The following is a 26,228-nucleotide window of genomic DNA, read 5'->3' as shown; positions in this document are numbered from 1 at the left end:
CGCGGCTCCGCCGGGGTGCGGGGCGCGCTGCCTGTCCTGCTTGTTCCGCGTTTTCCGCGTTCCCTGCTTTTCTTAACCTCTCCGTTTGAACGGATTCATCATGCATTCCTTCTTCCAATGGGAAATCATCGGCGAATACGCGCCGCTGTTCGTCGAAGGCACCTGGATGACCCTGAAGGCCGCGATCATCTGCGTCATCGCCGGCACCTGCTGGGGCCTGGTGCTGGGCGTGGGCCGCCTGGCCGAGGCACGCCATGGTTTCTGGAAATATTTCCTGTGCTACTGCGTGCAGTGGCCGATTCGCTTCTACGTCAGCTTCCTGCGCGGCACACCCCTGTTCGTGCAGATCCTGCTGATCCACTTCGCGCTCATGCCGATGTTGATCAACCCCAGCGGCGGCCTGATCCTCTCGGGCGACCTGGCGCGCGAGATCCGCTCGCACTACGGTGCCTTCGCTTCGGCGGTGCTGGCCATCACGCTCAACTCGGGCGCGTATGTCTCGGAGATCTTCCGCGCCGGCATCCAGTCCATCGACCGCGGCCAGAGCGAAGCCTCGCGCTCGCTGGGCATGAGCTACCTGGGCACGCTGCGCCGCGTGGTGCTGCCGCAGGCCTTCCGCCGCATGCTGCCGCCGCTGGGCAACAATGCGATTGCCATCGTCAAGGATTCCTCGCTGGCCTCGGCCATCGGCCTGGCTGAACTGGCCTATGCAGCGCGTACCGTCTCGGGCGCCTATGCACGCTACTGGGAGCCGTACCTGACCATCTCGGTGATCTACTGGGTCATCACGCTGGCACTGGCGGCGCTGGTACGCCATCTGGAAGCACGTTACGGCAAGGGAGATGCACGATGAGCACGATGATCAAGGTCAATCAACTGCAGAAGCGCTTCGGCCAGGCGCACATCCTGCGCGGCATCGATTGCGAGATCCGCGCGCGTGAAGTGGTGTGCGTGATCGGGCCGTCGGGCTCGGGCAAGAGCACTTTCCTGCGCTGCCTCAACGGGCTGGAAGAAGTCAGCGATGGCGACATCTTCATCGAAGGCGTCAAGCTCAATGATCCCAAGGTCAACCTCAATGCGCTGCGTGCCGAGCTGGGCATGGTGTTCCAGCGCTTCAACCTGTTCCCGCACATGACGGTGCTGGAAAACCTGATCATGGCGCCCATGCAGGTCAAGAAGCTGTCCCGCCGCGAAGCCGTGCTGGTGGCAGAGAAGCTGCTGCAGAAGGTGGGCCTGCTGGAGAAGATCGACGCCTTCCCCAACCAGCTCTCCGGCGGCCAGCAGCAGCGCGTGGCGATTGCCCGCGCACTGGCGATGGAACCGAAGGTGATGCTGTTTGATGAACCCACTTCCGCGCTGGACCCGGAACTGGTGGGCGAAGTGCTGACCGTCATGAAGCAGCTGGCCGAGGAAGGCATGACCATGGTGGTGGTCACGCACGAGATGGGCTTTGCCCGTGAAGTGGCGGACCGGGTCTTCTTCATCGACCAGGGCGTCATCATGGAAGAAGGACCGCCGCAGCAGGTGCTGGGCGAGCCTGTCCATGAGCGCACGCGCGATTTCCTGCGCAAGGTGCTGTAAGCGACAACGAAAAACGCCGGGATTGCTCCCGGCGTTTTTCGTTGCAGGCTCAGTGATGCGCCCCCAGCACGATGGCCCCCGCCGCAATCACCGCACAGGACAGCACGCGCCGCAGGGTCAGCTTCTCGCCCAGGAAGAGCGTGCCGATCAGGAGCGCAAACAGCACCGAGGTTTCGCGCAGCGCCGAGACCATGCCCATGGGGGCGAGCGTCACGGCCCAGATCACGATGCCGTAGGCCAGCAGCGACATCACGCCACCCGCCAATCCTATCCAGCTGTCCTTGCGGGATAGCACCACCGGCGAGCGTCCATGCTTGTACTGGTAGAGCAGGGCCAGCGGAATGCTGTCGGCCACGAACAGCCAGCCCGCATAGGCGATGGCATCGCCCGCGAGCCGCGCGCCGATGCCATCGGTGACGGTGTAGGCCGCAATGAAAGCCCCGGTCGCCAGGGCCGCCAGCGGGCCCGACAGGTGCTCGCGCCGGCGCATGGCGCGCAGGTTGGCCAGGCTGACGATGCCCAGCGAGACCAGGGCGATGCCGACCACGGTATGGATTCCCAGCTGCTCCCCCGCGAACACTGCCGCGCCCAGTGCCACCAGCAAGGGCGAGGAGCCGCGTGCAATCGGATAGGACTGGCCGAAGTCGCCGATGCGGTAGGCGCGGATCAGGAACAGGTTGTAGCCGGTGTGCAGAAGACCCGAGAGCAGGATGTAGAACCAGCTCTCCGCCTGCGGCCACGGCCGCCACAGCACCAGCGGGATCGCCCCCAGGCCCGCGCCCAGGGTCATGAGCGAGAGCGAGGCCAGGCGGTCCTGGCTGCTCTTGAGCAGGGCGTTCCAGGAAGCGTGCAGCAGTGCGGCGGCCAGGACCAGGGCGATGACCGGGAGCGTCATGTGCGGCTGCCCGGCAGCGCCTGCGCATCCAGGTCGGCCACCACGCGCCACAGCGCATGGCCCGACGCCAGGTACTTGCGCTCGAAGGGCGTGATGGGCTGGTCCGGTTGCCAGGCCTGGGCATCGAAACTACCCGCAGTGAGCTGGTTCAGGGCTGATGTGAACTCTTCGACATAGATGCGCCAGTTGCTGCGGCATTCCAGCTGGCCGCCCAGCGCCACGATGAAGGGAAACACCGGATGGCCTTGCCAGCGCCGGGACAGGTGGCCGATCTTGGGCCAGGGATTGGGGTAGAGCAGGTAGTGCCGCGCCGGACGCAGCCCGGCTTGGTGCGCCAGGCGCCAGTAATCGACCAGGTCGGCGCGCACGAAGCACAGGTTCGCGGGTTCCGGGCCGTCCCAATGCGTATTGCGGGCCAGGCGGTCGGCCGACTGGTCGATGCCGATGACGAAATGATCCGGGTATTGCGCCGCCAGGTGCAGCGTCGACAGGCCCACGCCACAGCCGGTATCGAGGATCAGCGGCGGCTCGCCCGCGGCGTGCCAGGCTTCCATGCTGGCATCGAAGGCGCGCTGGTTGTAGCCGGTGACGGGTTTGCGGAAAGGATGGGCGGGATCGGCGTGGCGCGCCACCAGGGCGGCCAATTGCTCATGCACGCCGGTCTGGGCGCTGCTGATGGGGGATGAATTCACGACAAGGCGGTCAAGGCGGCAAAACGCCATTTTAATGGACGCCGCCTGCCCGCCGCTGATGGCAAGCTGACCAAAAGAAAACGCCGCGCAGTGGGCGCGGCGTCATTGCCTGCAGAACGGGAGGGTTGACCCGATCAGTGCAAGGTCATGGGATGACGCATCATCACGTCATAACGGCTCAGGAAGTTGTCGATATCGTCCATGGTGGGTTCGGACGCGATCAGCTCCTGGACATCCTTGCGGAACAGTTCGGCCGCCGGGCCATCGATGTAGATTTCACGCTGGCCGGACTTGTCCATGATCTCGTAGCCGCCGAAGCGCAGGGCTTCGTGGTCGGAATCGGCACCGAATTCGACGACGCTGTACTGCTCACTGTTGTAGATCAGGTTCATAGTGACTCCTTATGCTGGAATACTGCTTCGAAAAGGAAGTGGCGCCTTCACCGTAAATTTCAAGACCCTTCACCTGGGCCGCGCCTCGTGTGCATCTCTGCTACTTCGATACAGCTCCCTCGGGGAACGCCGCGTCGCTTGCGCTCCTGGGTCTGTTGACGGCAGTGTTACGGAAAAACTTTGATGCCTGCCGTGTTGCCTTTCCGCATGCACTAAATCTTGCATGTTTCTTCATGATGCACTGTCACCTGCTGAAGATAGATGACAAGCCCGCCCGGAAGTTCATCGCCCTGCAGCAGGCCGGGTTGCGGCCTGGCAAGCCTCATCACGCCTTCAGCATGCCGCTGTCGGACGCAAAAGAACATCAGGAAATTTCTGACGCCGCCACACCCCTGCGGCGGACTGCACCCCAACACTTGGCCAGACTACCAAAAGAAACGGGATCGCGCTGCGATCCCGTTGTCTTGATGTTCATGCCGGCGTGGTTCAGTGATTCTTGCGCGCCAGCTTGCCCGGTTCCACCCCGAGCTGCTTGAGCTTGCGGTAGAGGTGGGTGCGTTCCAGGCCGGTGCGTTCGGCTACGCGTGTCATGCTGCCGTTTTCGCGTACCAGGTGGTATTCGAAATAGGCACGTTCGAAGGCATCGCGGGCTTCGCGCAGCGGCAGGTCGAAGGAGATGTTGGCGGCATTGTCGGCCACCTGCCCGAAGGGGGCGGCGGCCGGCGTGCCGTGATGCAGCGGTTCGCTGCCCAGCGCGGGCGCATAGGCGGCCACCGGGGCGACATGTTCGGGGGTGTGCAGGCCTTCGGCCGCACCATTGGCCACGGCCGCCACCGGGGCCGGGCGGTAGCTGGCCGGACGCACCGCTTCGCGGCTGTGCGACAGGCCCTGCTGCACGGCCTTGAGCAGCTTTTGCAGCGCGATCGGCTTTTCCAGGAAGTTCAGTGCGCCGATGCGGGTGGCTTCGACGGCGGTGTCGATGGTGGCGTGGCCGGACATCATGATGACCGGCATGGTCAACAGGCCATCGCGCTGCCATTCCTTCAGGAGCGTGACGCCGTCGGTATCGGGCATCCAGATGTCGAGCAGCACGAGGTCGGGGACACCGGCCTGGCGAAGCTCGCGTGCCTGCTGCGCGTTTTCCGCAGTGGTCACGACATGCCCCTCATCGCCCAGAATTTCTGAGAGCAATTCGCGGATACCCATTTCGTCATCGACGACCAGGATGTTAGCCATGTGCTGCTTTCCTCGCTGCTAGTTCATTGTCCAAGTTTTCGATCTTGTTCCGGGCCGGCGCGCTCGACGCGGCGTTAACGAGCGTGCCTTGATGAACTGCCGGATCCCTCCCGGCGCCTTGCTGTCGAATCTTGACCCTGGGGACGGTTTCCTGAGAAAACTGTCTCTTAATCAATAGGTGCTAACTTTACCAGCAAAATTACAATTTTTGCGCCTCTGCCATCGGTCCGATTCTGGATATCGATGCGCCCGCCGTGTTCCTCGACGATTTTCTTGACCATCGCCAGTCCCAGTCCGGTTCCCCGGGCCTTGGACGTGACGTAGGGTTCGAAGGCGCGGGCGAGGATGGTGGGCGAGAAGCCCGGGCCGTTATCCATGATCGACAGACGCACGGCCGGCCGGCGCTGGCCGTCGGTACCGGCGATGTCGATCTGCTCGGTCAGCACGTCGATGCGCGGTGCGCTTTGGCCCTCATCGGTCACGGCATCCTGGGCGTTTTGCAGCAGGTTGTGGATGACCTGGCGCATCTGGGTGGCGTCGCCCATGACCTTGCTCATCTCCGGGGCCAGGCGCGCGTGGATCACGTCGCGGCCGTCGCCGGCCAGGTAGAGGTTGAGGATCTCCTCGATGAGCGCATTGAGGTCGAGGGCCACCGGCTCGGCCGGCGGGGTCTTGGCATAGTCGCGGAAGTCGTCGACCATGCGCTTCATGGCCGTGACCTGGTTGACGATGGTGGTGGTGCCCTTGTCGAGGATGGCCGCATCGGCCGGCATGAGCTTGTCGGCCAGGCGATGCTGCAGGCGTTCGGCGGAGAGCTGGATGGGGGTGAGCGGATTCTTGATCTCGTGCGCCAGGCGGCGAGCCACTTCGCCCCAGGCAATCGAGCGCTGGGCCGAGATGACGTTGCTGATGTCGTCGAACACCACCACGTAGCCCACGCCGTTTTGCACCGGCAGGTGCGAGCCGCGCGCCAGCAGGGTCAGCTTGTCATGGTCGGGCTTGCCGCCTTGCTCGTCGCTGGTATCGAGCACGGCCCCGGGCTGGCGCGACAGTTCGAACTGGCGCTGCCAGTGCAGGCCGTCGGCGCTTTCGCTGCTGTGCTGGGCCAGCTGTTCGGAGAAGGCGCGGATGATGGCCTGGGCAAAGGGCGCCTGGCTCTCGATGGTCTGCAGGGGCGTGCCGATATTGGCCGAGAAGTCGTAACCGAGGATGCGGCGCACCGAATCGTTGGCGCTGACGATGTTGAATTGGCCATCCAGCACCATCACCCCGGCCGACATGTTGGCCAGCACCGATTCCAGGTAGGCCTTGGCATTTTCCAGCTCGGCGCGGTTCCTTTCCACCGAAGTGCGCGCCTCCAGCAGCTGGCGCGTCATGGTGTTGAAGGATTGCGTGAGCGTGCCCAGCTCGTCGGACGTACTGACGATGGGCCGGGGCGAGAGATTGCCTTCGGCCACCGCCTTGGTGCCCTCGGCCAGCAGCAGCAGCGGCTTGGCCAGGTCGCTGGCGATCAGGAAGGCGCTGGCAATGGCGGCGAAGATGGCCAGCAGCAGCGTCAGCGTCAGCGTGACCAGGTAGATCTTGCGCAGCCCCGAGCGCGAGACCGAGCGCTGCTGGTACTCGTTGTAGGCCAGCCGCAGGGTTTCGGCATTGGTGGCGAGGTAGTCGGGGACCGGCTGCAGGATCTGCAGGTAGCGCGTTTCGTTCTGCAACGACATCCCGCGGCTGGGTGCCGGCACCAGCACCACCACGTGCAGCCGCAGGTTGCCGTCAGTGTCGGAGGCGCCGGGCGGGCGGGTGTCGTCGCTTTCCACTGCCGAGAAGGCGCGCGAGACCCGTGCCTGGCGCATCGCCTGGCTGCTGGGCAGGATGGGCGTGAGCGAACCGATGGAGCCGCCCACCGTACTCATCACCTGGCCATTGCCGTTGACGATGGTGATCTCCATGTTCTGGTCACGCTGGCGCGAGAGGTAGGTCACCTGCTCGGAGTCGCTCATGTCGGAGAGCTCCTGGGCCATGCCGCGCGCCCGCGAGACCAGGTCCGAGAGCGAGGAGTCCAGCGCATTGCGGCCCAGGTTCAGGCCCGATTCCAGCGCGGCTTCCATGCGTACGTCAAACCAGGATTCGATGGAGCGCGACACGAACTGCACCGACATCAGATAGATCACCGCCCCCGGCACGATGCCCACCAGGGCAAACATCAGCACCAGGCGGGCCAGCAGTTTGGAGCCGAACTTGCCGCGCCGGTAGCGCTTGTAAAGCCGGCCCAGCAGCAGCAGCACCAGCCCCAGCAGGGAGATGGCGGCCAGGCCGTTCAAGAACAGCAGCCACGGGTAGTGCTGCTCGAAGAGGGCGGAGTTTTCGGAGGCCGAGGCCAGCAGGAACAGCAGGACGCTGATGACGCCCCCGCCGACCACCAGCAGATAGCGTAAGGTGCGGCTCATTCGGGTTTGAAATTGAATTCGATCCAGTCGGAAGACAGCCGCCAGTCACTGTTGTTGAGCGCATTGACCTGGAAGGGCTTGGGCAGCTGCGCCACGTCCAGCCGCATGCGCAGGCCGACGTGATAGGTCTCGCCGCTCTTGAGCGCGTTGTTGTCGGCGATGATCCAGCGCGGCGGGCGGCGGATCAGGGTCAGGGCGTCGTCCAGGTTGGTGAAGCTCTGCTGCAGCTGGCCGCTGATGGCGGTGTGGTACTGCCGGGTCAGCACGTTGTAGGACAGGCGCAGCGTGCGTGTGGCCGACAGGCTGGTCTCGTCGAACCAGTACCAGCGCCGGCGGGTGAGCTGGATGTCGGTGGTGAAGTAGAGCGGCACACCGCGCGAGAGCGCATCTTCCAGGCCGCGGTTCAAATCGAAGTCATAGGACACCGAGAGCCGGTAGCCTTCGTCGCTGGCTTCGATGGCCGCCTGGTTGACGGTGATCTCGGCGGCCTGGACGGCCAGGGTGGAACAGGCCAGCAGCAGCGCCAGCATCCATTGCAGCACCGCGCGCAGGAGCGCTGGCCAGCCGTTGCGCATGGGCGCCGGCATCAAGGCGGGGGAGGGGACCGATTGCGTCAAATTCATGCACCAGGTTTTTGGAACAGCGCATAGAACAGGCCATCGTGATCGGCATCGGCACCGGCGGTGGGCAGCAGTTGGCCTGGAGCGGGCAGCCGGATGGCATTGTTTTTCTGCGCGAAGGCGATCGCTTGCTGCTCCGATTCCTGGGGCCACAGCGAGCAGGTTACGAGCAGCAATTTACCATCGGGCCGCAGCATCTGCCAAAGCTTGTCCAAAATTTGCGCGGAAAGTGTTGCAAGCTGCGCGGTGTCGGTCTTGCGGCGCAGCCAGCGGATGTCCGGGTGGCGCCGCACGATGCCTGAGGCCGTACAGGGCACGTCGGCCAGGATGCGGTCGAAGCCCTGGCCATCCCACCAGCCGTCTTCACGGGCGTCGCCAGTCTTGAGCGCGGCCTTGAGCTGCAGGCGATCGAGGTTCTCGGCGATGCGCTGCAGGCGGCGTGGATCGTGGTCCAGGGCCTGCAGGTCGAGCTCGGCCAGTTCCAGCAGGTGTCCGGTCTTGCCGCCGGGCGCGGCGCAGGCGTCCAGCACGCGCATGCCATCGGCCACATCCAGCAGCGGCGCGGCGAGCTGGGCGGCAGCATCCTGCACCGACACCACGCCCTCGGCAAAGCCGGGGATTTGATGCACGGGAACCGGCTTGTCCAGCCGCACGGCATAGGGGCCGACGGCGCGTGCGCCCATGCCGGCCTGCTGCAGGGTGGACAGGTATTGCTCGACACTGGCACGGCGGCGATTCACGCGCAGCGTCAACGGCGGCGGCTGGTTGCCGGCATGCAGGATGGCTTGCCACTGTTCGGGATAGGCGCCCTTGAGGCGGTCGATCCACCAGGTCGGATAATTCCAGGTACCGGGCGGGGTCTTGGTGGCTTGCGGCATGAGCGCCGCGCGTTCGCGCAGGAAGCGGCGCAGGATGGCATTGACTACACCCTTGGCGAAACTCATTTCCTGGCTGATGGCCGCGGCCTGCACGGCCTGGTCGACCACGGTGAAGCTGTCGTAGCCCGCCTCTTCTTCATTGACCAGCAGCGCCAGTGCGGTCACCAGCAGTCCATGCAACACCTCTGGTTGCGGCGGCTTGTTGGCCAGCAAGCTGAGCAGGCTGTCGGTCAGCCCCAGGTGACGCATGGCGCGGTAGCTCAGGTCCTGGATGGCGCCGCGTGCTGGCGGCGGGGCATCGCTGCGCGCGAAGATCTGCGCCAGCGCCTGCGGCAGGGCGTGACCGGCGCGCACGGCGGCCACCGCCTGGGCAGCATAGGCCAGCTGATAGGCCAGGGAATCGGCCTTGGCGCCGGGGGGAAGAAGAGAAATCTGGATCACGTCGTTGCAGGTTCAGGAAGATAAGGCGGCGCCCTTGTTGCAAGGAGGCAATGGTCGATGCAAGTGGCGCGGGCCGCCAGTGTACCAGCGGCCAATGGTGCTCACACCTGCCAGTTGCAATTGAGCCTGCGCGATGCCATCGGGCGGCCTTCTGCAACGCGCTGCGCACGCGCAAAAACGGCTGCCGCGGTGGATGATCGCGGCAGCCGTTTTGCTGGTGTGTCAGGCCGGGAGCTGCCTGGCCGGCCGCTGGCCGCCTGCTCCCGGAAGGGCTCAGACGCCCCAGAGGATGTCGTGATTGCCCTTCTTGGCTTCGCGCAGCATGTCCAGCAGCGGATAGGCGCGTGCCGAGAAGCTGACCGGCTCGATCTTTTCGTGGTTGTGGTCGTCGACGTCGGCGTTGTGGTGGGCGTTGACGTCGCGCGCCAGGGCTTCGGCCGCTTCATGCGACTTGCTGGCGGTGATCTGCTGCTCCAGCAGGGCGATGGCGTCACCCGCCTCGGCAGCGGTGATCACGCCACGGGCGGCGTCCTTGTGCAGCAGGTCCAGGATGGGTTTGGCGTGCGATTCGTACATCACCACATCGGCAGCCGCTTTTGATTTGAATGTGATCAGCATATTTCCTCAGGGTCTTTGAATGAAAACGTTTTTTGGAGCGCCCGCCTGGGGCGGGGCGCTGGAAATGCGCTGCAGACTGCATCCGCATTTCTGCGGGAGTACCCGTTTGGAGTGACGGGCAGGACAAGAATACTCCGGGAGCCAGAATTTTGTCATCCGGCCCGGTCCCGCTCAGGTTGGTTTGAAAGAGCTGAAAAAGGTTTCAATATTTTCCTCTGTGAAGGCCTTTTCCTCTCCCACGATGAGAATCTGGTACACCCGGCGCTCCCGCACCGCCAGCCGTGCCACCAGCCGCAGCGGACGGCCGCGCGACACTCCCCGAGCGTCCAGGTCCAGCGTGCGCGCCAGGCCCGTGGTCTTGCCCGGCCACAGGGGCGCGCCCTGCGGCTGGCCGCCGATATTGTTGAGCAGGGCGGTGCGCATCGCTTCCAATGCCCGGTTGGCCGCTGCCGCATCGGGCAGCTCGGCCGTGCCCACGGCGAAGGTGAGGCCATCGACCTCGGCGGCCGTCATGCTCATGTCGACCTTGGGACCGTCCAGGTCCACCGGACGCGTCACGCTGGCCGGCTTGGCCGGTAGCAGCACCACGAAATGGGCGCCGTTGTCGCTGGCCTCGCGCCAGTTGTAGCGCGGTGAGCAGGCCGTCAGGCACAGGCAGGCTACGGACAGCAACAGCAGGGCAGGACGGAGGCGGGGCATGAGAAAGGTCCGGAACGGGGAGAGGGGCATCATATCAAAGCTGGGTTGAGGCGCATGTGAAGCAAATAGCGCGATTGTCCGATGGCCGTACGGCAATTCTTGCGGTATAAGAACGCATCGAAACGGAACCCTTTCCCGATATGAATCAAGACACCCAAACCGGCCTGCCGGAACTGACCCTGCGCGGAATGCTGCTGGGCGCGCTCATCACGGTGGTCTTCACCGCCTCCAACGTGTATCTCGGGCTGAAGGTCGGCTTGACCTTTTCCTCGGCGATCCCTGCTGCGGTGATCTCGATGGCGGTCTTGCGCCTGTTTTCCAATGCCAACATCCTGGAAAACAACATGGTGCAGACCCAGGCCTCGGCGGCCGGCACGCTCTCTTCCATCATCTTCATCCTGCCCGGCCTGGTGATGATGGGCCACTGGCAGGGCTTCCCCTTCCTGCAGACGCTGGGCATCTGCGCCGCCGGCGGCATGCTGGGGGTGATGTTCTCCATCCCGCTGCGCCGGGTGATGGTGGTGCAAAGCGCGCTGCCCTATCCGGAAGGCGTGGCAGCGGCGGAAATCCTGCGCGTGGGCAGCGCCGACGCCGACGGCGGCGAGGAAACCCGGCGCGGCCTGCGTGACATCCTGTTCGGGGGCACGCTGGCAGCGGCCTTCAGCGTGATCGCCAGCGGACTGAAGCTGTTTTCCGAAAGCATCAGCCTCTGGTTGACCGCCGGCGCCTCGGTGGTCCGCCTGACGATGGGATTTTCGCTGGCGCTGGTGGGCGCGGGCTACATGATCGGCATCGTCTCCGGCATCGCCATCCTGATCGGCCTGGTCATCGCCTGGGGCGTGGCCGTGCCTTACCTCACCGCCGTCACCCCGCATGCCGCCGATGTCGCCCTGGCGGACTTTGCTAACGGGTTGTGGAAAAGCCAGGTGCGCTTCATCGGTGCCGGCATGATCGGTGTGGCCGCCGTGTGGACCCTGGCTACGCTCTTCAAGCCCATGCTGGAAGGCGTCAAGGCCTCGCTGTCGACGCTCTCGCGCCGTCAGCAGGGCAGCACCGAGCGCACCGACCAGGACATGTCGCCGCGCTGGATCATCGTCATCAGCCTGGCCATGATTGCGCTGCTGGCGGTGGTGTTCGCTTCCTTCCTTTCCGAAGCACCGGTGTCGCCAGCGCTGTTCATCGGGCTGATCGTCTATGCGGTGGTGTTCGCCTTCGTGTTCGGCTTCCTGGTAGCGGCGGCCTGCGGTTACATGGCTGGCCTGATCGGTTCGTCTTCCAGCCCGATCTCGGGCATCGGCATCGTGGCCGTCATCCTGGTGTCGGTGCTGCTGCTGGTGTCGGGCGCGGTCGATCCGCTGCTGGCCACGCCCGCAGGCAGCAAGCTGGCCATCGCGGTGGCGCTGTTCGTCACCGCGGCCATCATTGCCGTGGCGGCCATCGCCAATGACAACCTGCAAGACCTGAAGACCGGCCAACTGGTCGGTGCCACCCCCTGGCGCCAGCAGGTGGCGCTGCTGGTGGGTTGCGTGGTGGGCGCGCTCATCATCCCGCCGGTGCTCAACCTGCTCTACAACGCCTATGGCTTTACCGGAGCCCTGCCGCGTGCGGGCATGGATGCAGCCCAGGCCCTGGCGGCCCCGCAGGCCACCCTGATGACGGCGATTGCTACCGGCATCTTCACCCGTGAGCTGAACTGGACCATGCTGGGGGTCGGTGTGGCACTGGGCATCGTGCTCATCGTGATCGACTGGCTGCTGGCCCGCCGTGGCGGCGTGGCGCGCTTGCCGGTACTGGCAGTGGGCATCGGCATCTACCTGCCGCCGATGGTCAGCAGCGCCCTGTTCCTGGGCGCGGTGCTGGGCTGGCTGGTCGAACGCGCGCTGCGCCGCCGCGCGCAGGCCGCCGGCGCGGATCTGGAAGCCTATGCCGACAAGCCGCGCCAGCGCGGCATCCTGGTGGCCTCCGGCCTGATCGTAGGTGAGAGTCTGGTGGGCGTGCTGCTGGCCGCCGTCATCGGTTTCACCGGCAAGGATGCGCCGCTGGCCGTGGTGTCGGGTGCGTTTGAATCGACCGGGCAGTGGCTGGGCCTGGCCGCGCTGGTGCTGGTGCTGGTCGCGTTTGCGCGCCGTATCTTGCCGGCGCGCTGAAGACTGAGCTAGCGAGAATGCGCTGCTGGTGGTGCTTCAATGCACCCACCAGTAGCGCAGGATATGAAAGAAAATCGGTGCCGAGAAACTGATCGAATCGACCCGGTCCAGCATGCCGCCATGGCCTTCGATCATGGCACCCCAGTCCTTGAGTCCGCGGTCACGCTTGATCGCCGACAGCACGAAGCCCCCGAAGAAGCCCAGGATGTTGATGGTCAGCGCCACCAGCGCTGCCTGCCAGACATTGAAGGGCGTGATCCAGTACAGCGCAGCGCCGACGGCGGTGGAGGTCAGCACGCCACCGACCAGGCCTTCGAGCGTCTTGGAAGGTGAAATCTGCGGAGCCAGCTTGCGCTTGCCGAACAGCTTGCCCCACACGTACTGGAACACATCGCTGGATTGCACCGTCAGCACCAGGAACACGATCAACTGCAGGTTGCGTGCCTCGAAGCCCGCGATGGGCAGCGTCAGCAAGGCCGGCACGTGCGAGATGCAGTAGACGCAGATCATCAGCCCCCACTGCACCTTGGCCGCACGCTCCAGGAAGTGCTTGGTATCGGTGGAGAGCGAGGCCGAGATCGGCAGCAGCAGGAAGGCGTAGACCGGAATCAGGATGGAGAACAGGCCATACCAGTCCATCCCGATCAGGACGTACTGCAGCGGCAGGAATACGAAGAAGCACCACAGCAGCGCCCGATGGTCGCCCACGCGGGTGTAGGTGACGGAAATGAATTCACGCAGCGCCTGCAGCGAGATGAACGCAAACAGCACTACCACGCCGGTCTTGCCGATCCAGAACGCGATGGCCAGTGCGCCGATCATCCACCACCAGGCCTTGATGCGGGCATTGAGATTGTCGATGACGTTGCTGCTGCGTCCGGCCAGGCGCCAGCGCAGCAGGCCACCGACCGAACTGGCCAGGGCGAGGACGGCGAACACGCCGCCAAAGAGGGCGAAGAGGGTATCTTGGGGAGTCATGGTCGTTCGTCGCAGATCATTCGGCCACGGGGGCCAGGGCGAGCAGGGCCTGGCGGGTGCGGGCCAGGAACTGTTCCTTGCTTTCGTCGGGGCGCAGCATCAGGGGCTCGCCGAAGCTGAGGGTGCAGAGCAGCGGCAGCGGTACCAGATGGCCCTTGGGCATGGCACGGCCGAGATTTTCGATCCACACCGGCACCAGTTCCACTTCCGGATGCGCGCAGGCCAGGTGATACAGGCCGCTCTTGAAGGGCAGCAGGCCCTCTTCCAGGTTGCGCGTGCCTTCCGGGAACAGGATCAGCGATTCACCTCCCGCCAGCACCTGGCCCATCACGCCGATAGGATCGGCGCTGCGGCCGGCCTGGCGATCCACCAGCACGCCCCGGAACACCCGGTTGATCACATAGCGCCGCACGGCACTGCTGAGCCAGTAGTCCGACCCGGCCACTGGTCGGGTGCGCTTGCGCATGGCGCGCGGCAGCATGCTCCAGACCAGCACGAAATCACCGTGGCTGCGGTGGTTGGGATAGTAGACCCGCAGCTTGCCGGGATCGGGTGCGGCAAACCAGCGGGCACGCACGCCCGTGAGCACGCGGGCGAAGGTGCAGATGGCGGAGGCGAAGAGGCGGTCGATCAGCATACAAATTCAGTCTTCAAGATTCAGGAAATGAACAGCAACGCCAAGGTGGCCACCCAGGCCGCAAGCTGCAAGGCCAGGCATCGGACCTGATTCTTCACCAGGCGGCGTACCCCGGCGATGCGTTGGGCCAGCGGGCGCGGCGCCGCACTGGCCTTGGTGCCCAGACCGCTGTCTGCGAGGGCCAGGTCGAAGGCAGCCAGATCGTCCTGCGGTGGACTTCCCTGGTGCCAGCGGCGGGCCCATGAGGTGAAGATGGGGACATCGAAGGCGCAGCGCAGGGCGAAACCGCATTCGGCAACCCCGAACACGATGGACAGCGCGAGCGCAGCCCAGGCTGCAGGGCCGCCCGGATGCAAGACCAGCAGGACCAGCGCACTGATGCTGAGCAGGCGGCTGGTATTGTCCAGCGGACGGCTCAGGGCCAGGATCGCCAGGGCAATGTCGGCCTGGTGGGCTGCCTGCCGCGCAGCTGGAGAGTTTTCAGGCGCGAGACCTTGATGGGCAGCGTCGTTGGCGGCATCGTTGCCGGATCCTTGGCGCAGGTCAGGCATGGCGTTCTCCCTTCAGCAGGCGCTGCTCGACTTCCCGCAGGCGTTCGCGCAGCGCAGCGTTGATGACCACCGTGGGGCGGCGTTCGGCCAGCAGCGCAAGAGCAGCGTCCATGTCGGGACAGCGTCCGCTCAGGCAGAGCCAGGTCGCCACTGCAGCAGCGCTGCGCGAATAGCCCAGCGCACAGGCCACCAGCACTGGTCCATGGCTGCGCAGTGATTCGATACTGCGGGCGGCCGCCAGCAATTGATTGGCGTCGGGCGTGACCAGATCCAGCCAGGCATGGCCGGCATAAGCCCACGGACCGCGCGGGGCGGGCAGTTCGGCGCAGAGGTCGCACAGGGCGGCGAACGGGCCGGCGCGCAGCTCGGCAGCGCTTGGCAAGCGGCCCAGCCAGACATCCCCGGTGATGGGATCTGGCTGCGGACGGCGGCGGGTCCACAGGCGGGCATTGATCCAGGCACCCAATACATGTGGAGCCAGCAACCAGGTGACGGCCAGCGACCGGCGGCCGTCGTGCTTCTGGAAACCGGCGGCACCGGCATGGGCGTAATTCCAAGCCACGATGGCCAGCGACAAGGCCAGCCAGCCCAGTGGGGCGGCCAAGGCGCGCACGGAGATTGCCAGCGCCAGTGCCAGCAAGGCTCCCAGCGCGTAGGCCAGCGCCAGACGCATGCGTCGCGCACTGCGCTGGCCGCTGCGGCGCAGCGGCGTATCCCCCTCATCCGGCCACAGCCACAGGCAGAACAGGCCCAGCATGGCACCGGTCGGGATATCGATGAAGTGATGCTGCCAGGTCGTCAGCACGGACAGGCCGATCAGCAGCGCCCAGCCATGGATCACCAGCTGCCAGAACCAATGGGTGCGCAGCCGGGCGAACTGGACCCAGATCAGCACCAGCAGCGCGATATGCAGCGAAGGCGCCTGGTTGAAGGGCAGGTCGAAGGCCGCCAGTGAGGCGAAGAGCGCGCCAAACAGTCCGTCGGTGGCCGGCCGCTCGAAGGCAAAGCGCAGCGGAAAGGCCAGGAAGCAGGCCACCGCGATCAGTTGCGTCGTCAGCAGCCGCAGCGCATGGCGATCGGTCTCGCGCGGGGTACGGCAGCACAGGAAGGAAAACCCGTAGAGCAGGTCGATGGACCAATAGGGCAGGATGGACCAGGGCAGGAACGGGATATGGCGCTCCCAGCCATAGAAGAAGCTTGGCACGCTGGCGCGCGCGGCCGCCGCGTGGTTGGCGAAGCCATAGCTGAGGAAGAACAGCGGCCCCAGCAACAGCAGCCAGGCCACGCCGCGTTTCCAGGGCAGCAGGGTGGCCGGTGCCGCCGCGGGCAGCAGGCGGTCGGCCTGGCTCATGCCGCCTTGCGCCGGGCCAGCGAGACGGTAAAGATGCCCCACTGGTCGATGCGCTGTTCCATCTTTTCGAACCCGGCCTCGGCCACCAGCTGGTCCATCTCGGCTTGCGTGCGGCGACGCATGACCCAGGCCTGGCCGCCGCGATGGCTGGTGAGGGCGCGGGCGATCAGTTCCAGCTGCGGATGCCAGGGCTGGCCGGTATAGACCAGATAGCCCCCCGGTGCGATGGCCTCGGCCAGGCCGGCCAGGGAGGTGGCCACGGCTTCATTGTCCGGGAACAGTTCGTAGAGGCCGGAGACGATGCCCACCGTCGGGCGCGGCGTGACGGCGGCCAGGCTGGCGCGGTCGAAGGCGTCGCCCTGCACGAAGCGGGCGATGTCGGCCAGGCCCTTCTCGGCAATGAGCGCCGTGCCTTGCTGCACGTTCAGTTCGCTGTAGTCGCGCAGCAGGATGGAATCGGGACGCGGTCCCTGGCCCAGCGCTTCCAGCACGTACCGGCCATGGCCGGCGGCGATATCGAGTACGCGCAGCGGCTGTCCGTCCGCCTGCAGGCGCGCCAGGGCCGTGCGCAGCAATTCCTCTACATGCAGCTTGCGCTGGCGGATGCCTTTCCAGCCGATCGCCTCCAGGTACTGGCGATCGATGGCGCGGCCCAGCGGACCAACGCCTTCGGGCGTGTTGCGGTAGACGTAATCGAGTGTGCTGCCCGAATCAAAACCGGTGCGATGTCCCAGCGCCACGCCCTTGGAGAGCAGGCCGCCCAGCTTCATGTTGGCGCGGTAACTGGCCCAGTACAGGCCCTTGGGGCTGAGGGCGGGCAGCGCTGCGGAGAGCTGGCGCGACTCTTCGAAGGTCGGACCTTGGCGGTGCGACTGGCGCAGGTCCGGCCGGGCCCAGGGTTGGGCGAACTGGCGCAGGATGAATTCACGCGCCAGATCGGTGGCGATCTTGCGGTCCTTTTCGCCGAAGGTGTCGTGGTAGAAGCCGGGGAGGACGTGCTTTTCCTTCACTGGTGTGCCCAGGCGCGCGAAGAAATCGTGCTGGGGGCCATGGTGCACCACCCAGTCCGCGCCGGAAATGAGCAATTGCGTGGGAATGGTGATGGCCTGGGCATCGGCGACCACGCGTTCGGCCGCTTCATACAGCGCCAGCAGGATGTTCACGGAGATCGGGCGGCTGATCAGCGGATCGTTGTCGTAGGAGGCCTGGCGCTGCCGGTCGTGGGTCAGGTACTTCGCCTTGACGTAGCTGTTGACGAAGAAATTGCCGCGCAGCTTCTGCTGCAGGGCCAGTCCTGGACGGGCGAAGGGAACATAAAGCTTCACCTTGAAGGCCGGCGAGGCCAGTACCAGGCAGCGCACGCGGGGCGCGTAGTCATGCGCCCAGGTCGAGACCAGCACCGCGCCCACGCTCTGGGCCAGCACGGCCATGTCTTCCTCGGCCACCTGCCACTGGTCGCGCAGGTGGTGGATGAAGGTTTGTACGTCCCGCACCGAGTGCGCAAAACTGGGGGAATAGCCACGCGGGCCCGGCGAACGGCCATGGCCGCGCGCATCCCAGGCATAGAAATCGAAATCGGGGAGGCCAAGTTCATCGACCAGGTGCTCCATGCGCCCGCCGTGCTCGTGGCCGCGATGGAACATGACGACAGCGCCGCGCCGCTGCGCGCCGGTGGCCGGCCAGCGGCGATAGAACAGGGATTGGCCGTCGTGGGTGGTGAACTGGTGTTCCTGGCAGGATCGTGTCATGGGTGGGAGGCGGCGCGCAGGCCGCTGCGGATGCGGTTGATGATATTGAGGAGGATGGCGATCACAGCCAGCGGCAGCGCCCAGAAGATCCAGGCCGGGAGGCTGCCGGCCAGTCCCAGCCACAAGCCCAGTGCGCCGAACAGGAAGGCGCGGTCGCTCTTGCCCATGGGGCCGTCGTACTGGCGCGGCGCACCGACCATGGGGCCGAGCGCCCCGGCCATCTCCGACACCGCAGACAGGAAGATCACCCCGCCCACGCTGGCCCAGCCGAACGGGGCCACCAGTGCAAAGGGCAGGTACAGGGCAGCATCGGAGATGACGTCGGTCAGCTCATTGAGATAGGCCCCCAGTGCCGACTGCTGGCCGAATTCACGCGCCAGCATGCCATCGACGGCATTGAAGGCCATGCGCAGGAACATCCACAGCGGCAGCAGCAGGAACAGCGCCGGCCGCTGCGGCCCGGCCACGAAGAGCAGCGCGCCCAGTGCCAGCGAGACCAGCATGGCAAGTACGGTGACCGCATTGGCCGTCACGCCGGCCTGGGCCAGGGCGCGCACCATGGGCCGCAAGAGCGCCTGGAAGCGGGGTTTGAGTTGATAGATGCTGATCATGCGGCACCTGCCGCACGGCCGTCGGGGAGGGGAGAGGGCATGGAGGATCGTCCTTGTTGTCGATTCTGATTTGTTATTTGTTGTGTCGGGCGAAGCTCACCTTAGGCAACGCAATGGCGTCTTCTGTTCCCGGTTGATGCGAGCAGAAGTGGAATTTGAGGGAATGAGCGGGGAGCTCTCGTCGCCGTTCGAGAAGCGCGTTGACTCAATGTCATCGGCTTGGGCGACGTTGCCGCCGGCAGGCGAGCGAAGGTGTGACAGCGATGCGCTCGGTGAGCGGATCGCTGCTTCAGGGGGGCGGGTCGGAGGCGTTCAGCGCCGCTGGATCAGCATATGGACGGCCAGCCCGGCCAGCACGCTGCCCATCAGCCAACGCTGCAGGCGTTGCCAGCCGGGACGCTTCGCCAGCAGGGCGGAGATGGAGGCCGCCGAAAGCGTGATCAGCGCGTTCATGCTGATGCCCACCACCAGCTGGGTCAGCCCGAGGGCGAAGGACTGCAGCAGCACGCTGCCGTGGTCGGGCTGGATGAATTGCGGCAGCAGCGAGAGATACATCACCGCGATCTTGGGATTGAGCAGGCTGGTCAACAGCCCCATGCTGAAGAGCTTGCGAGGACTGTCCGGCGGCAGGGTGCGCACTGCAAAAGGCGAGCGGCCGCCTGGCTTGAGCGCTTGCCAGGCGAGGTAGAGCAGGTAGAGCGCACCCGCCAGGCGTAGCGCGTCGTAAGCCAGGGGCAGGGTCATGAGCAGGGCGCTGATACCCAGGGCGGTACACATCATGTAGAACACCAGCCCCAGCGCGATACCGGCCAGCGAGATCAAGCCGGCCTTGCGGCCCTGGCAGACCGAACGCGAGACCAGGTAAAGCATGTTGGGGCCGGGAGTGAGGACCATGCCCAGGCAGAGGGCGGCGAAAGCCAGCAGGGTGGAGACAGTGGGCATGGCGACAATTCTCTTTCGGTCGGCAGGTGGCGGGCGGCAGTCGATGCCGTGTGAATTGCAAGGCTAAAGCCCGGCCGAGCGAGGGAGAAGATACAGAACGTCCTGTTGCTTGGCGCAACAGGGAGGGTGCCGCTGTCTGGTGGTTCGCCTGGCTGCCGCTCAATGCGTGGCCAGCATCCGCCGGTATTGCACTGCCTCGGCCACGTGCGCCTGCGCGATCATGTCCGACCCCGCCAGATCGGCGACCGTGCGTGCCAGTTTCAATACCCGGTGATACGACCGCGCTGACCAGTTCAGCCGCAGCATGGCGGCCTGCAGCAATTGGGCGGCGGCCGCGTCGTGCTGGCAATGCCGGTCGATTTCGCTGCCACTGAGCAGGCTGTTGGGTTTGCCCTGGCGCTGGCGCTGCCGTTCAAAGGCGCGTGCGACACGCTCCGCGATGGCGGCGCTGGTTTCGCCCGGTTGCTGGACCGCCAGTTCGGCCGGGCTCAGGGCGTTGACGTGCAATTGCATGTCGATCCGGTCCAGCAGCGGACCCGACAGGCGTGCCTGAGTGGACATCACCAAATTTAAGCTAACGCACAAAATGAGACAAATCAGGGACTTAGGGGGCGTGAGCTTAATGAAAAATTAGCCGTAATCGTCACAGTTGCACTGATATTTGTACTCGTCTATGAGTTGGGCCATTTAGCCCGGTTTTCTGGCTCTTTGGCTTTCATTCCCGCGTGTTGTCTACATGGCGCGAGATGTGAAGTACATCGAAACGGGGTTCTCTCGTGTTTTAAAACTCAATCGTTTATTCTCGACTCAGCCGTTCTTACGTTGTTTTTGACGCACTTTACTACTGCAAGGAGCGTTTTCATGGCACCGGGATTTGCTTGAATGAGTCAGGTGTTCTCGGCCTCGTTGTCATACCTCTGAGCGCTTTTTGCATCGGTACGTGCCTTCTCCGCGTCAGAATCCGAAGATATCGGGCTTTCTCCGTGCAGTTGCTTGCTTCATAGTTCCCAGGCCATTTCGAAGACGCTGCACGCATTTGGTCGCGGCACCGGCGGCGCTTTCCTCCATCAAAGAACTGAAACCAGCAGCACGCACTTTTCTGGGGTTGAGGTAATCAATACGCTCAAATTCTTTATTGGGGAACGGCCTACTCCCTGCACATGACGCCGAACGTGATGCCATATGTGTCGGAGAGATATCGCTCGGTGACCGCAAGCAAACGTAGCTGATTTTCCGTGGCGGAGACTTTAGATAGGCCAGGTTGAACGACAAAGACTTTGAGACGCATATCGAAGCTGCGGCTCATGTTTTTGATTTCTAGTAGCGCAGCTGAGTCACCTCGTTCGAAGCGGGACACCTTGCCAGCATCAATTCGTGATTGATTTCGTCTTAGCAAATTAACGAAAAGGTCCGTTCGACGTCCCTGGCTAGCCATCCATGTGGCGCTACGTTGCGCTTGGCCACAGACTACATACAGGTCGTCTACGCTGTTTCTTGGTTCTTTGCTGGTGTACTTAAGATGATAAAGCTCGACCTCAAGATACGTGCGTACCTCCTCCTCAATAACGCGAATTGCAACGATGTCTGCAGCCTCTCCAGAACCGTCATCATCAAAGATAACTCGATAGGACGCATCTCCTTGCAACATTCGAATGACTTTATGTTGAATAGTGTCTGCCTTCTTGCTAAGGCCTTGGGATTCAGCCGTAACATCGATACCGCTCCAATCCACGGGTATTAAGAGCTCGGTCCTATATGGAAGCAATGTAGCGGGAGGGAGCTCGGTGAACTCTGTACCCTCCAATGAAGAGCCGTTCGCAAACCAGATTGTTGGTGGATGCTCAGTGAGGAACTCACTGAGCAGGACAGCTTCGCTTCGCGAGCCAGGAGTGATGAAGGGCTTCGAGCCTCCTACGTGTGTGAATGAAAAATCACAATCATCATCTCCGCCAATTAGGTCTAGACGATATAGAGCATGCCAATTCTCCGAAAAGACCTTCAATACAATCGGGTCTGAATCGTTGCGCATATCAACTTCGATATCTACGAAGATGGCAGTTGTTACAGAAACATTAGACACCCCGATTTGGGTGGTGCTGAGAGGTTTATCCCATATCTCTTTTGGCCACTCAACGCATATTGCGGGAAGTTGCGGAGTTGTGCCAATCTGACGCGGTTTCAGTGTTCCTTCGAGAAGAGCCGTAGTATCTATCGTGTCGTCTGCCAGTTTTTTTCCTAACTCGCGGGCTCACTGACTGAAAGAATCGATACGCAAGCGTAAAGTTGACCAAACGCGCCCTCGCTTTGCAGCTCCAACGGTGACCCTTGCACCGTCTTGGTATCCCGTGCCGGCGAGAACTGCGCGTTTGGCAGTTCTTCGAGCATCCTGACCTATCTTAGCTTCTACATCAGACCCCATTCGGCCGGTGTAACGAACTTGTCTACCGAGATGTTCTTCGAGACCGACATTGTTCATCACCAAACGTTTGACGCCATCAAATGAGCGAAAAACTTCCGGGGCAACAATTAGTTTTACCTCCTTCCCGCAAATCGCCTTCGCGAATTCTCTGTATTCGCCGTTAATACCAGACCCGTGGATGTAAAGAAGCTCAAGTGTGCTATCCCAAATAGCGATTAGCAGCTCCCAATTTGTCTCCCGAATAGATTCGACATCACTCCAGCGAACCGTGTCCTCGGTAGCAGCCAAAACGACAAGCGTGTTTTCGTCCCGATTAATCGTGTGAAACAGTTTGTCGCGAGACGAGCGGCGGCGGAATCCTTTTCTAAAGTTTTCGGGTTTCCACTTACCGCAATCAGTACGGTACACGACCATACTAGCTGCTGGTCTAAGGTCCTTAAGCGGAACCTGGTCTAAGAAACGTGCAAATCCTTTAAAGAATTTTTGAGTTGCGACCTCATCTTCTATAGCCGCTCCGCTGAGTGCAGGAAGAAGCTCATTCCAATCTGGGTCGCGCGAATAAAGTTGCTGCAATTCGTCACGAACTTCAATAAGAGCAATATTTGTGATGAACAGAGCATCGCCCAAATCAGGCCGGGAGCGTGTGAAACGGCCGGCAAGTTGAAGCGTGACTGAGAGACTCTTTCGGATGTCGTGAAATGCTGCGATTTTCAGCTCAGGAAGGTCAAAGCCTTCTCCGAGCATGTCGACGCAAACGACAATCTTTGCATCGCCATCAAAAAGTTTTTGCTTTTCGATGCGAATTGTGGAGGCTCTCATACCGGAGTGAATTACTATGGCTTCATGCCGCCCTTTGCCGAGCTCTTGATATAGCTTGAAGATTTCCTCGGCCCTTGCTTTGGAGTCCACTCGTGCCATCACGATATGTCTGCCTGTTCGGTCCTCGTCCAGGGCCTTCAAGGCCGCTTTCGCAATTTCGATGTCGCCTGTCTTGCTATTAAACTCACTTATGGGATGGAAGCGAATTGGTTTGAAATAATTTTCTTCCTGGGCAGCCTTAAGGGAATAGATGTAGATGAACTTCCCATCGAGCTTTTGTCCATCTTCTCGGAACGGTGTGGCGGTGAACTGCAGGACGAGTTTATCTTCGAAATTTTCTCTGAAATTCCGCCAAGTCTTTGCTTCTGCGTGATGCGCTTCGTCGATAAAAAGATGTGAGCAAAAATGTGCGATTCGTTTTTGCACAGCCCTGCTTAAACCGCTAAGAAGTTGGCTGGTAGTGACAATCACATTGCAGCCCGAAAAAAAAAGCGTCGACATCTTCTACAGATTTCGGACTTGATAGAAGACGACCAACAACTGGCCACTGCGCAGATTCAGTCAATATCCGACTTCCCCGCATTTTTAGCATGCCCAACGTTTCAAATTTCTCTGCAATTTGCGTCCGTAAAGCGTCCGATGGAACTACTACCAAGACTCTCTCGCAGCAAACCGAAAGCAATACGGAGAGCATTGTTTCGGTTTTCCCCGTCCCCGTCGGCATTACCAGTGTTGCTGTCTCTCGGCTGACGGACCAGTGAGCATGAATAGCGTGAAGGGCACCCAGTTGAGGCTTACGCAAGCCGATTAGCTCTGGATTTTTTGGGTCTTCGGGAAAGAATTGAAAAGCACCGCGCCAAGACATGCGTGCAGCCGCAGAAGCCTTTTGCGCAATAGATTTTGCGGGTGTCATCCCTGCAGCTGACCACCACTTCTTGTCTGACAAATCAAGCTCAGAATCGTCAAGAGCCTCTACCTTGGCTATCAGTATTGGTGTTTCGGTAGAAATTGCTCCCTTTGGCTTTGAGGCAAATATGTTAGCGTGCTCGGTGCCTTGGTTATCTCTCAAAACATAACCGACTGATTTCTCAAGAGTGAAGGGGATAAGGGCCCCGTCCACTGTGGTAGACGGCCTTGCAATTTGAGTTATTACGCCATAGTCGGACTTCTCGCTCAAAGAAAGTAAAGCCGGCAGTGTTACCTGCATTTTCCCTCTCCCCGATATTCTTGTTTTGGTTGAGGAGCTCCCCAGCGTGCTCAACCAGATTCATGACGATTGATGAGATGCATTATGCATGCATTTCAATTTCTGCAATGAGAAAAGGATGATGCGCAGCATGAGGGCCTAGGCTCAAGGAATGCGATGCGGCTGCGATGAGCTGGCTGGAGAGAAGCGAAGGCACCTGGTTGCAGAGCGCGTCGAATTCGTTCCTCTGCAAACGGGCGATATTGGGAAGGCTGTTCGCACTCGAAGTCGAGCTACTCGGCTTTGGGGATAAAGGGGCTGTAAAGTAAGCCTGAAGTAAGTGGAGCCGACTTTTGGGTCTGCTTCTTTTTGGGCGCTACTGCTGCCGTGGTCAGCTACATTTAGCCAAGATTCCGGCTATGCTTTCGCGACAACGCAAACAAAGGGGACCGCATGGCGAATTACAGAATAGTCTTGAGGGCTGTGGTTGGGACATTCTTGGCCGGCATGGTGGGTGTAGCTGCGTCACAGACTCCGGCACTACTTCTCTTTGGGGGACACAGCCATGACAAGTTCTTGGGCTGCTTGAACTGTAGCGAACACGATAACGGTTCGGTCTGCAATGAATACGGCTCGTACGGTTCCGGCTACAACTCGGACAGCATCTGGAATAGCTACGGCCAATATGGCTCAAGCTACAGCTCTCTTTCCCCGTGGAATAGTTACGCCAGTGACCCACCGGTGATTGTTGATAGGAATGGACGCTTCTATGGCTATTTGACAGCTAATGCATCCCGGCCGAAGCGTACTGAGATTAAGGGGCTTGTCGCGCTTACTGATGCCGCGGAGAAATTCGACGATTTGGACAAGCTCCGCGAGGCCTTCTGCGAGAAATGAGTCCGTCGTAGAACTGGGCAGCGAGGGAGGAAGCGATGGCGGCCGATTTGGTCGCATCGCTTAGCAGGCAGCCGGAATTAAGCAGACTTTTTGAGTTGCGGTAGTGCAATAGGCGGAGGAGAATACACTGGCACTGGCCGTAGACGGGCAGCAACCCCTGGAGCAGGTCTGTATTTCCCAAGGTATGTTCCATCTATTTTGTCTTGCTTCAAATAAATAGTAACCACCGTCAGGTACTCCTGAGTCGGGATATAACGGAGAACAAGCAGCGCCGACGGATTTAACATCATGTTAATTTTCGTCTTATCCTCAGCCTCGGTCGAGTAGACACTACCCGACTGTTGAAGCTTCAAGTGCACCATGCTCGCGGGTGTATGCTCCTGCTTAAGCAGCCAAGCACCATGGCGTTGTTCGATGTGTTCAACACCCCATTTTTTATTGCCATGTTGCAAACGAATGGGGAGAGGCTTGTCTACACCCGAAAAGATGCCTGCAGGCATGAGGCCGAAATCTGTCGAGCCATCAACAGTCCAAAAGCCATATTGGTCGTACACAGGCCCCCTCTTTATTTTTGTCTGAATGACCATATTATCTAGCAATCTAGGCCGGAGCAGCAGATTTGGTATTTACATCATGTGTTTACTCAAATTTGAGTATGGCCTATACTGAGGTTGTCGCTTGATAGACGATATGTCCGCCGGAGTGGCACGAAGGCGAGACGAAATAGCAGGGATAGGGCCACAGTTAATGCCTATCTGAGCGTGGTGTTTGAGACGTATGTCTCGGACTCAGGAGTCCTGAGGGGTTACCCTCTAATGGATACTGCGGGCGCCGCTCCGACAATGTTTTTTAAGAAGCCACCCTTGCGGTGGCTTTTTCTTTTCATCTCCTAGAACAGCGAGCCTGTCTCTGGATACTCCACTTTCTTCTCATCGGCGCTCTTGTTTTTGCGGACCACTGGCGTCTTCGTGGAAGTAGCCTTTGGCCTCGGTGCCGGCTAGGCCTTCAGTAATTCAGCAGGATAGAGCGACAGCATCAGCCGCGCGACTTCTGGGTCTTTGACGTTTAGCCATGCCTCATATTCAGAGTGCGGCGCTATCACAACGCTTCGCTTCTCATCCCCGGCTTGTGAAGTCGCCTCATTAGTGGATGCTTGTCCGTATTGATGGTCAACTGCGTGAACTAGAACGAGAAGGAACCCTGTTCTTCCTCCATGCCTTCCAAAAACCAGCGACACAGAACGGCTGTTCGTCGGCCAGACGAAGTTTTGTTCGCCAAATTCACCAGTTCATGGGGCGCTAGTCTGAAGTCCAGCATCTTGAGCCTTATCGTCGAAAAATGCACTTAATGCTCATTATTCTGGACCTTGAGTCTTTCAGCAGCTGCGGTGAGACATGCATATCCGCGAGCCAAGAACCAAACGCGGCCCATCATCTGAGCCGCGTT

Annotated in this window: 25 protein-coding genes; 4 read left to right on the top strand and 21 right to left on the bottom strand. The window is 61.8% G+C overall.

The window, feature by feature from the left end:
* Positions 1 to 100 precede the first annotated feature (100 nt).
* A complete protein-coding gene (locus FYB76_RS16870; RefSeq protein WP_034332175.1) occupies positions 101 to 853 on the top strand; it encodes an amino acid ABC transporter permease in 753 nt (250 codons plus the stop codon).
* Positions 854 to 858: 5 nt separating this feature from the next.
* Positions 859 to 1,581, top strand: a complete 723-nt coding sequence (locus FYB76_RS16865; RefSeq protein WP_088757204.1) for an amino acid ABC transporter ATP-binding protein — start codon at positions 859 to 861, stop codon at positions 1,579 to 1,581.
* Between the two features lie 49 nt (positions 1,582 to 1,630).
* Here FYB76_RS16865 and FYB76_RS16860 read toward each other — a convergent pair whose 3' ends face one another.
* From FYB76_RS16860 to FYB76_RS16820, 9 genes are all read right to left on the bottom strand, one after another.
* The gene (locus FYB76_RS16860) at positions 1,631 to 2,476 is read right to left on the bottom strand and encodes a DMT family transporter (RefSeq protein WP_154134350.1); all 846 of its coding nucleotides are present in this window, start codon (positions 2,474 to 2,476) and stop codon (positions 1,631 to 1,633) included.
* Positions 2,473 to 3,168, bottom strand: a complete 696-nt coding sequence (locus FYB76_RS16855; RefSeq protein WP_370516367.1) for a tRNA (guanosine(46)-N(7))-methyltransferase TrmB — start codon at positions 3,166 to 3,168, stop codon at positions 2,473 to 2,475. Before FYB76_RS16855 ends, FYB76_RS16860 begins: the two co-directional genes overlap by 4 nt.
* Before the next feature lie 134 nt (positions 3,169 to 3,302).
* Positions 3,303 to 3,560 carry a DUF3567 domain-containing protein gene (locus FYB76_RS16850; protein ID WP_034332163.1) on the bottom strand — a complete coding sequence of 86 codons (258 nt, stop codon included), beginning with the start codon at positions 3,558 to 3,560 and terminating at the stop codon, positions 3,303 to 3,305.
* A 486-nt stretch (positions 3,561 to 4,046) separates the two neighbouring features.
* Complete coding sequence (locus FYB76_RS16845) at positions 4,047 to 4,796, bottom strand: response regulator (RefSeq protein WP_154134348.1); 750 nt, start codon at positions 4,794 to 4,796, stop codon at positions 4,047 to 4,049.
* A 167-nt stretch (positions 4,797 to 4,963) separates the two neighbouring features.
* Positions 4,964 to 7,240, bottom strand: a complete 2,277-nt coding sequence (locus FYB76_RS16840) for an ATP-binding protein (protein ID WP_154134347.1) — start codon at positions 7,238 to 7,240, stop codon at positions 4,964 to 4,966.
* Positions 7,237 to 7,863: a DUF4390 domain-containing protein gene (locus FYB76_RS16835; protein ID WP_370516366.1), complete on the bottom strand. Its 627-nt coding sequence runs from the start codon at positions 7,861 to 7,863 to the stop codon at positions 7,237 to 7,239. Before FYB76_RS16835 ends, FYB76_RS16840 begins: the two co-directional genes overlap by 4 nt.
* Positions 7,860 to 9,179: a 16S rRNA (cytosine(967)-C(5))-methyltransferase RsmB gene (gene rsmB, locus FYB76_RS16830; protein ID WP_088757182.1), complete on the bottom strand. Its 1,320-nt coding sequence runs from the start codon at positions 9,177 to 9,179 to the stop codon at positions 7,860 to 7,862. The genes FYB76_RS16835 and rsmB overlap by 4 nt, the downstream gene beginning before the upstream one ends.
* A 273-nt stretch (positions 9,180 to 9,452) precedes the next feature.
* Positions 9,453 to 9,797 carry a DUF1840 domain-containing protein gene (locus FYB76_RS16825; protein WP_088757183.1) on the bottom strand — a complete coding sequence of 115 codons (345 nt, stop codon included), beginning with the start codon at positions 9,795 to 9,797 and terminating at the stop codon, positions 9,453 to 9,455.
* A 171-nt stretch (positions 9,798 to 9,968) separates the two neighbouring features.
* Complete coding sequence (locus tag FYB76_RS16820; protein WP_154134346.1) at positions 9,969 to 10,496, bottom strand: hypothetical protein; 528 nt, start codon at positions 10,494 to 10,496, stop codon at positions 9,969 to 9,971.
* Between the two features lie 140 nt (positions 10,497 to 10,636).
* On the opposite strand from FYB76_RS16820, the gene FYB76_RS16815 reads away from it, so the two are divergent.
* Positions 10,637 to 12,643 (top strand): OPT family oligopeptide transporter, encoded by a 2,007-nt coding sequence (locus FYB76_RS16815; protein ID WP_154134345.1) that lies wholly within the window; start codon positions 10,637 to 10,639, stop codon positions 12,641 to 12,643.
* A gap of 36 nt (positions 12,644 to 12,679) precedes the next feature.
* On the opposite strand, the gene FYB76_RS16810 is transcribed toward FYB76_RS16815, so the two are convergent.
* The 11 genes from FYB76_RS16810 to FYB76_RS27000 all read right to left on the bottom strand — a co-directional run bounded on the left by FYB76_RS16810 (position 12,680) and on the right by FYB76_RS27000 (position 23,906).
* Positions 12,680 to 13,621 carry a phosphatidate cytidylyltransferase gene (locus FYB76_RS16810; RefSeq protein WP_154134344.1) on the bottom strand — a complete coding sequence of 314 codons (942 nt, stop codon included), beginning with the start codon at positions 13,619 to 13,621 and terminating at the stop codon, positions 12,680 to 12,682.
* A 16-nt stretch (positions 13,622 to 13,637) separates the two neighbouring features.
* Positions 13,638 to 14,258: a 1-acyl-sn-glycerol-3-phosphate acyltransferase gene (locus tag FYB76_RS16805; protein WP_083859687.1), complete on the bottom strand. Its 621-nt coding sequence runs from the start codon at positions 14,256 to 14,258 to the stop codon at positions 13,638 to 13,640.
* Positions 14,259 to 14,278: 20 nt separating this feature from the next.
* A complete protein-coding gene (locus tag FYB76_RS26670; RefSeq protein WP_187697727.1) occupies positions 14,279 to 14,809 on the bottom strand; it encodes a hypothetical protein in 531 nt (176 codons plus the stop codon).
* On the bottom strand, positions 14,802 to 16,160 hold the full coding sequence (locus FYB76_RS16800) for a phosphatase PAP2/dual specificity phosphatase family protein (RefSeq protein WP_195724658.1): 1,359 nt from the start codon (positions 16,158 to 16,160) through the stop codon (positions 14,802 to 14,804). The genes FYB76_RS26670 and FYB76_RS16800 overlap by 8 nt, the downstream gene beginning before the upstream one ends.
* Complete coding sequence (locus FYB76_RS16795; RefSeq protein WP_154134343.1) at positions 16,157 to 17,908, bottom strand: bifunctional alpha/beta hydrolase/class I SAM-dependent methyltransferase; 1,752 nt, start codon at positions 17,906 to 17,908, stop codon at positions 16,157 to 16,159. Before FYB76_RS16795 ends, FYB76_RS16800 begins: the two co-directional genes overlap by 4 nt.
* On the bottom strand, positions 17,905 to 18,519 hold the full coding sequence (locus tag FYB76_RS16790) for a CDP-alcohol phosphatidyltransferase family protein (RefSeq protein WP_088757188.1): 615 nt from the start codon (positions 18,517 to 18,519) through the stop codon (positions 17,905 to 17,907). The genes FYB76_RS16795 and FYB76_RS16790 overlap by 4 nt, the downstream gene beginning before the upstream one ends.
* Positions 18,520 to 18,831: 312 nt before the next feature.
* Positions 18,832 to 19,461, bottom strand: a complete 630-nt coding sequence (locus tag FYB76_RS16785; RefSeq protein WP_154134342.1) for a LysE family translocator — start codon at positions 19,459 to 19,461, stop codon at positions 18,832 to 18,834.
* A gap of 159 nt (positions 19,462 to 19,620) precedes the next feature.
* Complete coding sequence (locus FYB76_RS16780; protein WP_370516365.1) at positions 19,621 to 20,022, bottom strand: hypothetical protein; 402 nt, start codon at positions 20,020 to 20,022, stop codon at positions 19,621 to 19,623.
* 586 nt (positions 20,023 to 20,608) lie between these two features.
* The gene (locus FYB76_RS16775; protein WP_154134341.1) at positions 20,609 to 21,490 is read right to left on the bottom strand and encodes a hypothetical protein; all 882 of its coding nucleotides are present in this window, start codon (positions 21,488 to 21,490) and stop codon (positions 20,609 to 20,611) included.
* A 219-nt stretch (positions 21,491 to 21,709) separates the two neighbouring features.
* A complete protein-coding gene (locus FYB76_RS16770) occupies positions 21,710 to 23,125 on the bottom strand; it encodes a DEAD/DEAH box helicase (RefSeq protein WP_370516364.1) in 1,416 nt (471 codons plus the stop codon).
* 16 nt (positions 23,126 to 23,141) lie between these two features.
* Entirely contained in the window at positions 23,142 to 23,906 is a 765-nt protein-coding gene (locus FYB76_RS27000; protein WP_154134339.1) for a DEAD/DEAH box helicase family protein, read from the bottom strand.
* A gap of 432 nt (positions 23,907 to 24,338) precedes the next feature.
* Here FYB76_RS27000 and FYB76_RS26835 point away from each other — a divergent pair, with 432 nt between their 5' ends.
* Positions 24,339 to 24,782, top strand: coding sequence for a hypothetical protein (locus FYB76_RS26835; RefSeq protein WP_229296996.1), 444 nt, complete (start codon positions 24,339 to 24,341; stop codon positions 24,780 to 24,782).
* A gap of 77 nt (positions 24,783 to 24,859) precedes the next feature.
* Here the strand turns inward: FYB76_RS26835 and FYB76_RS16755 are convergent, their stop codons facing one another.
* The gene (locus tag FYB76_RS16755) at positions 24,860 to 25,336 is read right to left on the bottom strand and encodes a hypothetical protein (RefSeq protein ID WP_154134338.1); all 477 of its coding nucleotides are present in this window, start codon (positions 25,334 to 25,336) and stop codon (positions 24,860 to 24,862) included.
* Positions 25,337 to 26,228: the final 892 nt, after the last annotated feature.

The organism is Herbaspirillum sp. CAH-3, from assembly GCF_009668275.1.
Taxonomy (GTDB): domain Bacteria; phylum Pseudomonadota; class Gammaproteobacteria; order Burkholderiales; family Burkholderiaceae_D; genus Herbaspirillum; species Herbaspirillum aquaticum.
The sequence above is the reverse complement of the archived record's forward strand: the minus strand, read 5'-3'. Positions and strand labels throughout refer to the sequence as shown.

Excerpts from the sequence above, each read along its gene's own strand:
- FYB76_RS26670 (WP_187697727.1), bottom strand. The coding sequence starts at position 14,809 with ATGCCTGACCTGCGCCAAGGATCCGGCAACGATGCCGCCAACGACGCT.
- FYB76_RS16775 (WP_154134341.1), bottom strand. The coding sequence starts at position 21,490 with ATGCGCAACGATTCAGACCCGATTGTATTGAAGGTCTTTTCGGAGAAT.
- FYB76_RS16860 (WP_154134350.1), bottom strand. The coding sequence starts at position 2,476 with ATGACGCTCCCGGTCATCGCCCTGGTCCTGGCCGCCGCACTGCTGCAC.
- FYB76_RS16805 (WP_083859687.1), bottom strand. The coding sequence starts at position 14,258 with ATGCTGATCGACCGCCTCTTCGCCTCCGCCATCTGCACCTTCGCCCGC.
- FYB76_RS16835 (WP_370516366.1), bottom strand. The coding sequence starts at position 7,863 with ATGAATTTGACGCAATCGGTCCCCTCCCCCGCCTTGATGCCGGCGCCC.
- FYB76_RS16850 (WP_034332163.1), bottom strand. The coding sequence starts at position 3,560 with ATGAACCTGATCTACAACAGTGAGCAGTACAGCGTCGTCGAATTCGGT.
- FYB76_RS16825 (WP_088757183.1), bottom strand. The coding sequence starts at position 9,797 with ATGCTGATCACATTCAAATCAAAAGCGGCTGCCGATGTGGTGATGTAC.
- FYB76_RS16865 (WP_088757204.1), top strand. The coding sequence starts at position 859 with ATGATCAAGGTCAATCAACTGCAGAAGCGCTTCGGCCAGGCGCACATC.
- FYB76_RS16840 (WP_154134347.1), bottom strand. The coding sequence starts at position 7,240 with ATGAGCCGCACCTTACGCTATCTGCTGGTGGTCGGCGGGGGCGTCATC.
- FYB76_RS16795 (WP_154134343.1), bottom strand. The coding sequence starts at position 17,908 with ATGACACGATCCTGCCAGGAACACCAGTTCACCACCCACGACGGCCAA.
- FYB76_RS16800 (WP_195724658.1), bottom strand. The coding sequence starts at position 16,160 with ATGAGCCAGGCCGACCGCCTGCTGCCCGCGGCGGCACCGGCCACCCTG.
- FYB76_RS27000 (WP_154134339.1), bottom strand. The coding sequence starts at position 23,906 with ATGCAGGTAACACTGCCGGCTTTACTTTCTTTGAGCGAGAAGTCCGAC.
- FYB76_RS16790 (WP_088757188.1), bottom strand. The coding sequence starts at position 18,519 with ATGATCAGCATCTATCAACTCAAACCCCGCTTCCAGGCGCTCTTGCGG.
- FYB76_RS16820 (WP_154134346.1), bottom strand. The coding sequence starts at position 10,496 with ATGCCCCGCCTCCGTCCTGCCCTGCTGTTGCTGTCCGTAGCCTGCCTG.
- FYB76_RS16845 (WP_154134348.1), bottom strand. The coding sequence starts at position 4,796 with ATGGCTAACATCCTGGTCGTCGATGACGAAATGGGTATCCGCGAATTG.
- FYB76_RS16785 (WP_154134342.1), bottom strand. The coding sequence starts at position 19,461 with ATGCCCACTGTCTCCACCCTGCTGGCTTTCGCCGCCCTCTGCCTGGGC.
- FYB76_RS16870 (WP_034332175.1), top strand. The coding sequence starts at position 101 with ATGCATTCCTTCTTCCAATGGGAAATCATCGGCGAATACGCGCCGCTG.
- FYB76_RS16815 (WP_154134345.1), top strand. The coding sequence starts at position 10,637 with ATGAATCAAGACACCCAAACCGGCCTGCCGGAACTGACCCTGCGCGGA.
- FYB76_RS16780 (WP_370516365.1), bottom strand. The coding sequence starts at position 20,022 with ATGTCCACTCAGGCACGCCTGTCGGGTCCGCTGCTGGACCGGATCGAC.
- FYB76_RS16810 (WP_154134344.1), bottom strand. The coding sequence starts at position 13,621 with ATGACTCCCCAAGATACCCTCTTCGCCCTCTTTGGCGGCGTGTTCGCC.
- FYB76_RS26835 (WP_229296996.1), top strand. The coding sequence starts at position 24,339 with ATGGCGAATTACAGAATAGTCTTGAGGGCTGTGGTTGGGACATTCTTG.